This is a genomic window from Rhodobaculum claviforme (genome assembly GCF_016653255.1).
GTDB classification, from domain to species: Bacteria; Pseudomonadota; Alphaproteobacteria; order Rhodobacterales; family Rhodobacteraceae; genus Rhodobaculum; species Rhodobaculum claviforme.
Genome location: NZ_NHSD01000163.1, coordinates 1 through 7,553, shown reverse-complemented (window position 1 = coordinate 7,553; position 7,553 = coordinate 1). Strand labels below are relative to the sequence as shown.

The 7,553-nt window shown below is 71.6% G+C and carries 12 protein-coding genes; 4 read left to right on the top strand and 8 right to left on the bottom strand.

All coding sequences use genetic code 11. The features are described 5' to 3' along the window. Positions 1–915, top strand: a 915-nt coding sequence (locus CCR87_RS05395; protein WP_201156538.1) for a VWA domain-containing protein, incomplete at its 5' end; no start/stop codon positions are given. A 3-nt stretch (positions 916–918) separates the two neighbouring features. After that, positions 919–1,788 (top strand): alpha/beta fold hydrolase BchO, encoded by an 870-nt coding sequence (gene bchO, locus CCR87_RS05390; RefSeq protein ID WP_201156537.1) that lies wholly within the window; start codon positions 919–921, stop codon positions 1,786–1,788. Between the two features lie 82 nt (positions 1,789–1,870). On the opposite strand, the gene CCR87_RS05385 is transcribed toward bchO, so the two are convergent. The 7 genes from CCR87_RS05385 to CCR87_RS05355 form a co-directional block, all read right to left on the bottom strand. After that, complete coding sequence (locus tag CCR87_RS05385; protein WP_201156536.1) at positions 1,871–2,557, bottom strand: NAD-dependent deacylase; 687 nt, start codon at positions 2,555–2,557, stop codon at positions 1,871–1,873. 4 nt (positions 2,558–2,561) lie between these two features. Continuing rightward, positions 2,562–2,873, bottom strand: a complete 312-nt coding sequence (locus tag CCR87_RS05380) for a hypothetical protein (protein WP_242511870.1) — start codon at positions 2,871–2,873, stop codon at positions 2,562–2,564. Positions 2,874–3,062: 189 nt separating this feature from the next. After that, positions 3,063–3,626: a F0F1 ATP synthase subunit B gene (locus tag CCR87_RS05375; protein WP_201156534.1), complete on the bottom strand. Its 564-nt coding sequence runs from the start codon at positions 3,624–3,626 to the stop codon at positions 3,063–3,065. Further along, positions 3,623–4,162, bottom strand: a complete 540-nt coding sequence (locus CCR87_RS05370; protein ID WP_201156533.1) for a F0F1 ATP synthase subunit B' — start codon at positions 4,160–4,162, stop codon at positions 3,623–3,625. Before CCR87_RS05370 ends, CCR87_RS05375 begins: the two co-directional genes overlap by 4 nt. 77 nt (positions 4,163–4,239) lie before the next feature. Continuing rightward, a complete protein-coding gene (locus tag CCR87_RS05365) occupies positions 4,240–4,476 on the bottom strand; it encodes a F0F1 ATP synthase subunit C (protein ID WP_201156532.1) in 237 nt (78 codons plus the stop codon). Between the two features lie 54 nt (positions 4,477–4,530). Next, on the bottom strand, positions 4,531–5,241 hold the full coding sequence (locus CCR87_RS05360; protein ID WP_201156539.1) for a F0F1 ATP synthase subunit A: 711 nt from the start codon (positions 5,239–5,241) through the stop codon (positions 4,531–4,533). 25 nt (positions 5,242–5,266) lie between these two features. Continuing rightward, a complete protein-coding gene (locus CCR87_RS05355) occupies positions 5,267–5,674 on the bottom strand; it encodes an AtpZ/AtpI family protein (RefSeq protein ID WP_201156531.1) in 408 nt (135 codons plus the stop codon). A gap of 243 nt (positions 5,675–5,917) precedes the next feature. Between CCR87_RS05355 and CCR87_RS05350 the strand changes: the two genes are divergently transcribed. Continuing rightward, positions 5,918–6,307 carry a metalloregulator ArsR/SmtB family transcription factor gene (locus CCR87_RS05350; RefSeq protein ID WP_201156530.1) on the top strand — a complete coding sequence of 130 codons (390 nt, stop codon included), beginning with the start codon at positions 5,918–5,920 and terminating at the stop codon, positions 6,305–6,307. Positions 6,308–6,325: 18 nt separating this feature from the next. Here the strand turns inward: CCR87_RS05350 and CCR87_RS05345 are convergent, their stop codons facing one another. Beyond that, positions 6,326–6,889, bottom strand: coding sequence for an NADPH-dependent FMN reductase (locus CCR87_RS05345; protein WP_201156529.1), 564 nt, complete (start codon positions 6,887–6,889; stop codon positions 6,326–6,328). Positions 6,890–7,030: 141 nt separating this feature from the next. Between CCR87_RS05345 and CCR87_RS05340 the strand changes: the two genes are divergently transcribed. Beyond that, the coding region (locus tag CCR87_RS05340) for a thiamine pyrophosphate-binding protein (protein WP_274609748.1) at positions 7,031–7,553 on the top strand (523 nt) is incomplete at its 3' end.

Genomic DNA, 7,553 nt, shown 5'->3' with positions numbered 1-7,553 from the left:
GAGTCGCAGGACGACGGCGACACCGAGGACAGCCCCGCCGAAATCCCCCAGGAGATCCTGCTGGAGGCCGCCAAGGCCCTGCTGCCGGCGGACCTGCTGGAACAGATGGGGCTGATGAAGGCCGCGCGCACCGCGTCCGGGTCCGGCGCGGGCGGCGCGCGCAAGGGCAACCGGCGCGGCAAGCCGCTGCCGTCGCGCCCCGGCCGCCCCTCGGGCGAGGCGCGCGTCGATCTGGTGGCCACGCTGCGCAACGCAGCCCCCTGGCAGCCGATGCGCCGCGCCAGCGCCGCGCAGCCCGACCGGCCGCTGCACATCCGCATGGGCGATATCCGCCTGCGCCGCTTCGAGGAGAAATCCGACCGGCTGCTGATCTTTGCCGTGGACGCCTCCGGCTCGGCCGCGTTCTCGCGGCTGGCCGAGGCCAAGGGCGCGGTGGAGCTGCTGCTGGCCGAAGCCTATGCCCGCCGCGACCATGTGGCGCTGGTGGCGTTTCGCGGCACCGAGGCGGAGCTGCTGCTGCCGCCCACCCGCAGCCTGGTGCAGACCAAGCGGCGGCTCGCGGCGCTGCCGGGCGGCGGCGGAACACCGCTGGCGGCGGGCTTGCGCGCGGCGTTGCAGGTGGCGTTGCAGGCGCGGGGGCGGGGGATGACGCCGACCGTGGCGCTGCTGACCGACGGGCGGGCGAACATCGCGCTGGACGGGGCGCCGAATCGCGCGCGCGCGGCCGAGGATGCCGCCGCCATGGCCCGCGCGCTGCGGGCGCAGGGCGTGCCGGCCATCGTCATCGACATGGGCGCGCGCCCCGAGCCTGCGCTGCGCAAGCTCGCGGCCGAGATGGCGGGGCCCTACCTGGCACTGCCGCGCGCCGATGCGGGACGGCTGTCGGCCGCCGTCGCGGCAAGCCTGGAGGGCTGAGGCGTGGACTGGGCGCGGCAGGGCGGCGATTGGCCGAACCGGGGCGCGAGTCGCTTCGTGACAGCCCGCCCGCATGTCTGGCACCTGCAGGAGTTGGGCGCGGGGCCGGTCGTGCTGCTTCTGCACGGTGCGGGCGGGGCCACGCACAGCTGGCGCGACCTGATGCCCGCGCTGGCGCAGGGCTACCGCGTCGTGGCGCTGGACCTGCCGGGGCAGGGGTTTTCGCGCGCGGGGAACCGGTTGCGGCTGGGTCTCGATGGCATGGCCGAGGACATCGCGGCCCTGCTGGCGCAGGAGGGGATCGCGCCGCAGGCCATCGTTGGCCACTCCGCCGGAGGCGCGCTGGCGCTGCGCCTGGCCGAGGTGCTGCCGGAGCCGCCGCGCGCGGTCGTGGGGTTGAACGCGGCGCTGGGCAAGTTCCGCGGGATGGCGGGCTGGTTGTTCCCGCTGATGGCGCGCGCCCTGGCGACCAACCCGCTGAGTGCGGCGCTGTTTTCCCGCACGGCGTCGAGCGAGGCGAGCGTGCGGGCCTTGATCCGCTCCACCGGGTCGCAGCTGGATGCGGGGGGGCTCGCGCTCTACCGGGCGTTGCTGGCGGACCGGGGGCATGTGGACGGCACGCTGGCGATGATGGCGCAGTGGAACCTGGACCCGCTGCTGGCGGGACTGGAGCGGGTGGCGGTGCCGGTGCTGCTGCTGACGGGGGGGCGGGACACGGCGGTGCCGCCGCAGACCTCGGCGCGGGCGGCGGCGCGGATGCGTGCGGCGCGCTGGATCGACGACCCGGCCCATGGCCACCTGATGCACGAGGAAGCCCCGGAGACGACGGCGGCGGCGATCACGGCGTTCCTGCGCACGCAAGGGGTGGGCTGAGCCGCCCCCGGGGGGCATCGAGCCCCCCGCGTGCGGCGCCCCGGCCTTGCCGTGGCAGGGCGCCCGCCATGGCACGGCGGCGTCAGTCGATCAGCGTGGCCACCCAGGCGGGGACGGTCTGTGTCGCGGGGCCGAAATGGTGGCGGTCAAAGGCATCGGCCACATCCGACGGGGCGAGGTTGATTTCCAGCGTCCCGGCACCGTGGGCGGCGGCCTCGGCCACGAAGCCCGCGGCGGGATAGACCGCGCCGGATGTGCCGATGGCAACGAACAGATCAGCGCCTGCCAGTGCCCTGTCGACCCGCTCCATGTGGTACGGCATTTCGCCGAACCAGACCACATCGGGGCGGGTCTCGGGGGCGCCGCAGGCGGGGCAGGGGTCGTCGGGCCCCATCACCGCCGGCGCGGGCCACCGGTGGCCGCAGGCGGCACAGAGCGCCTGATCGAGCGCGCCATGCATGGCGATGACCTCGGGGCTGCCGGCCCGCAGGTGCAGGTCGTCGATGTTCTGGGTCACGAGGGTCACGGCCCCGGGGCGCGCCTGTTGCAGCCGTGCCAGCGCGTGGTGCGCCGCGTTCGGACGGGCCGCCCGCATGTTGGCGCGGCGCTCGTTGTAGAACGCGTGCACAAGGGCACGATCCCGGGCAAACCCCTCGGGCGTGGCGACGCGGGCAAGGTCGTACTGGTCCCAGACCCCGCCCACATCCCGAAAGGTGCCGAGGCCGCTTTCGGCCGACACCCCCGCGCCGGTCAGGATGACGATCCGCATCGCCTCAGCGGCAGCGCCCCTCGGCGGCGTCGGCAAAGGCGCGATAGCGCTGCCAGAAGGCGCGGTCGCGGTCGCTGCGCGACACCCGCGTGGCCTGGGCCCGGTCCGGGTCGCTGAAGAAACGCGCGGCCTGGCGCTGGTCGGCGCGGGTCAGATGCTGGTTGGCCACCTGCTGGACACAGGCGCACAGCGCGCGTGAGGCCCCCGCCCGGTCGGAGCGGTTGCACGCCCCCTCGATGGCGCGGGCTTCGAGGGTGGCGGGCGCGAGTGGCATGGTGACGGCGGCGAGCGCCGCGGCGATCAGGATCTTGCGCATGGTCTGCCTCATCCATTGCTGTGTGGCATGCGGGATGTTGATCCCCCGTCAGCCCTGTCGAGTTAGGTCGATTCGCTCCCGTCTGGCAATCGGTCTATGCGACGCAGCTTGCCAAACCCTGAGCGGACCCGCGACAAACGCGAACGGGCGCCCGCAAGGGGCGCCCGTCCGGTTTGCGATGCCGGGGCGTCAGTGCAGCCGGGCCTCGACCTCGGCGATGCCGGCGTCGATGGACTTCGCGGCCTCGGCGCCGCTCATCTGCTGGGCGAGCACCTCGGTGGCGGCGGCCACGGCGACGGCCACGGCGCGGTTGCGCACACTGCGGATCGCTTCGGCCTCGGAGGCGGCGAGCTGCTCCTCCGCGGCGGCGAGGCGGCGCGCGACCTGCGCGTCCATGTCCCGCCGCGCCTGTTCGGCGGCGTCCTTCGCCTCCTGGGTGGCGCGGGTGACGATGCGGTCGGCCTGCTCCTTGACCTCGCGCAGCTTGCGCTCGTAGCCGGCGACCAGTTGCTGGGCCTCCTCCCGCAGGCGCCGGGCCTCGTCGAGGTCGTTGCGGATCTGCTCGGTCCGCGCGTCGAGGAACCCGGTGACCTTGCCGGGCACCTTGAAGTAGACCAGAATGCCGATGAACAGCAGGAACGCCAGCAACACCACGATGTCGGTGTTGTAGAGAGACAGGAACGGATAGTCCCCCGCCGCCGCCAGCGCAGGGCCCGCACCCAGAAGGGCGGGAAGGATGATCAGACGCTTCATGCCGCGCCCTCCTTGATCCGCGAGGCCACGGCGGCATCGACGGTGGTTGCGTCGGCCTTGGCGCCAAAGGCCGCCAGCACGTCGCGCGCGGTTTCGCGGGCGACTTCCTCCACGGCGGCGCTGGCGCTGTCGCGGATGGCGGCAAGACGACGCTCGGACTCGGCGGTCTTGGCGGCGATCTCGGCGTCGGCCTTCTGCAGCGCGATGTCGAGTTGCTCCTGCATCTCGGCCTTGGTCTTCTCGATGATGCGCTGTGCCTTGGCACGCGCATCGGCAAGCGCCTTGTCATAGGCGGCGCCAGCTTCCTCGGCCTGGAGTTTCAGGGCCTCGGCCCGGGCGATGTCGTTGGTGATCGCGCCGCGTCGCTCGGCCAGGACCGCGCCGATGCGCGGCAGGGCGACCCGCGTCAGGATCAGCCAGATCGCCACGAGGGCGACGACCAGCCAGAAGATCTGGTTGGGAAAGGTGGAAAAGTCGAGTTGGGGCATCCCCACGGCCTGATCGGCCGCCACGGTCTGTCCGGTCTCCGGGTTCATGCCGGCCTCCTGTCACGCCGCTGGACATGGCGGCGCCGGGGGAGTCTTCCCCCGGCGACACCGCTCAGCAAGGACGTTCAGACAGCGAACATCAGCAGAAGCGCGACGAGGAACGAGAAGATCCCCAGCGCTTCGGCGAACGCGATGCCGATGAACAGGAAAGCGGTCTGACCGGCCGCGGCCGAGGGGTTGCGCAGGGCGCCCGAGAGGTAGTTGCCCGCGATGTTGCCCACACCGATGGCGGCGCCACCCATGCCGATGGTGGTCAGGCCGACGCCGATGTATTTGCCGAGCAGAGCGAGATCGCCTTCCATGGTGTACTCCTGTGTATTTGGAAAGGGCGGGACAGAGATCCGGAGAGCCCCGGATCAATGATGCGGATGCAGCGCGTCCTTGAGATAGACGCAGGTCAGAACGGTGAACACATAGGCCTGGATGAGCGCGACCAGCAGCTCCAGCCCGTACAGCGCAGTCATGGCAACGATGGGCACCACCGCGCCCACGCCCAGCGCGCCGGCAAAGCCCGCGAACACCTTGGCCACCGCGTGGCCGGCCATCATCGCACCGGCAAGACGGATGGAATGGCTGACCGGGCGCATGAAGTAGGAAATCAGCTCGATGATCGCCAGCACCGGGCGCAGCGCCAGCGGCGCCGCATCGATCCAGAACAGCCGCAGGAACGCGGTGCCGTGCAGGATCAGCCCCAGCGCCGTGACCGAGATGAACACCGCCAGCGCCATGACGCCCGTCACCGCGAAATGCGCCGTGGGGGTGAAGGCGAAGGGGATCAGGCCCAGCACGTTGGCGAACATGATGAACAGGAACAGCGTCATGATGTAGGGAAAGAACCGCACCGCGTCGCGCCCGGCCACGTCCTCGACCATCTTGTAGATGAAGCCGTAGGTCAGCTCGGCCACCGACTGGCCGCGGTTCGGAATGATCGCCCGGCCGCGCGTTGTGTAGACCAGCAGCAGCGACACCGCGACCACCGCCAGCCCCATCCACAGGGTCACGTTGGTGGGGGTGTACCAGTGCACCGCGTCACCGCCGAACAGCGGCTTCACGAGGAACTGGTCCATCGGCTTGATGTTGAATCCCGACCCGTCAGCCACGTCGCGTGTCCCCTCGCTGTTCCGTCGCGGGCGCGCTGCCCGCCGGTTTTCCGGCGCCCTGCACCGGGGTTTTTCCTGCGGCGGCCGCGCGGGCCTCCGCCTCCAGCGTCCGCTGCATGCCTTGCGCGGTCCGCATCACTCCCTGCACGCCGGCGGCAAATCCCAGCGCCGTGAACAGCAGCAACAGCCACGGCTGCGTGCCGAACAGCGCGTCGAGGCCATAGCCCATGCCGAACCCCACCAGAAGGCCCGCCACCAGCTCCGACACCATGCGCCAAGCCATCTGGCCCTGGCTGTGCGCGTCCTTGTGGGACTCGGACGGGGGGTCGACCTCCCCCTTCATCCGCGCGATCCGCTCACCGAGACGGCGCAGCCGCTCCTGCTCGCTGTGATCGCCCATGGTCTGACATGCCCCCGGACAGTTGCGGCGGTGATAGGGAAGGGGGCGCGACGAGTCAAGCGCGTTGGGGGCGCCGAACCGCGTGCGCAACCTTTTGGTTTTGAACGGAAAAGCATTTCCGGGGCACGCGGGGATGCCGCGCTGCGGCGTCCGCTGCGGCGGTGCCCACATTCAACCGCGTGGTTGACCGACCCCGCAAACGCACCTTAAGCGACCCGGACACGGCAGCGGAAAGGACGCGCGGTGAGCGGGCGCATCGACCAGATCTTCGCGGCGCTGGCCGATCCGACGCGGCGCGCGATCCTGGCGATGCTGCTGGAGGACGACATGGCCGTGACCGACGTGGCCGAGCCGTTGCCGATTTCGCTTGCGGGGGTGTCCAAGCATCTGGGCGTGCTGGCGGCGGCGGGCCTGATCAGCCGCGAACGGCGCGGCCGCGTGATCTGGTGCAAGCTGGAGCCCGACGCCCTGCGCGAGGTCAGCGTCTGGCTGCAAGCCTTCGGTCAGGTGGAGCCGGTGGAGCTCGACGCCTTCGAGCGCTTCCTCGCCGCCGAACTGGAGGCCGCCCGCGAGGCGCTGGCCGAAGCCGAAGCCGAAGTGCAGGCCGGGGACGCGACGGACGCGCCCCCGTGATCCTGCAGGCGTGAGCCCTCAGGCGGCGGCGCGCTTGGCGCGGCGCTGCTGGGCGGCCGTGCGCAGCTGCGCCATGACCTCGTCCACCAGTGCCACGGCGGCGGCCTCCCTGGGCGCGCCATCGGCGTCGAACGCCTCGTAGGACGCGCCCACCAGCACCTCCGGGCCCGGCACCAGCGCCGGGCGGAACGCCACCAGGTTCAGCCGCAGCGCGTATTGCGCCCGCGCCCCGCCCGCGCGCCCGGCGGCCGCCGACAGGATCGCAACCGGCTTGTCGCGCCACACCGGCGTCTTGACCCGGCTCAACCAGTCCAGCGCGTTCTTCATCACGCCGGTGACGCCGCCATTGTATTCCGGACAGCCCAGGATCACCGCATCGGCGTCGCGGATCCGTGCTGCCAGCGCCTCGACCTCGGCGGGGATGCCGTGGGCATCCTCCAGATCGCCGTCATAAAGCGGCAGCCGCAGGTCGCCCTCGATCAGCGGTGCGCCAAAGCGCGTGGCGGCGAACCGCATCAGCGTCCGGTTGGTGGAGGCGCTGCGCAGCGATCCGCACAGGCCCACGAGCTTCAGGTCAGACATCGAAGTTCTCCCTCAAGGTGATCGGTTGCGGCATTACCTAGCCATTCGCAGGGCCACGCCAACCCGCAACGGCCCTGCGTGCCTTGCGCCTGCCTGTGCGCTGGCGCAGGGTGCGGCCGTCATGCAAAGCGGGAGGGCACAATGCGCCACGGCGGCCGGATACTTGCCGATCAACTCGGCCTTCAGGGGGTGGAGCGGGTGTTCTCCGTCCCGGGCGAGAGCTTCCTCGCGGCGCTGGACGGGCTGCTGGACGTGGGCATCGACAATGTCGTGTGCCGCCACGAAGGCGGCGCCGCGATGATGGCCGAGGCGACAGCCAAGCTGTCGGGCCGCCCCGGCGTGGCCTTCGTCACGCGCGGCCCGGGCGCCACCAACGCCTCGGCCGGGGTGCATATCGCGCGCCAGGATTCGACCCCCATGGTGCTGTTCGTGGGCCAGATCGAGCGCGCCCACCGCGACCGCGAGGCCTTCCAGGAGGTCGACTACCGCGCCTTCTTCGGCCCCATCGCCAAATGGGTGGCCGAGATCGACCAGATCGAGCGCATCCCCGAATACGTCAGCCGCGCGTTCCATGTCGCGACCTCCGGCCGGCCCGGCCCGGTGGTGCTGGCCCTGCCCGAGGACATGCTGTCGAGCGTCGCCGACACCCCCGACATCCCCGCAC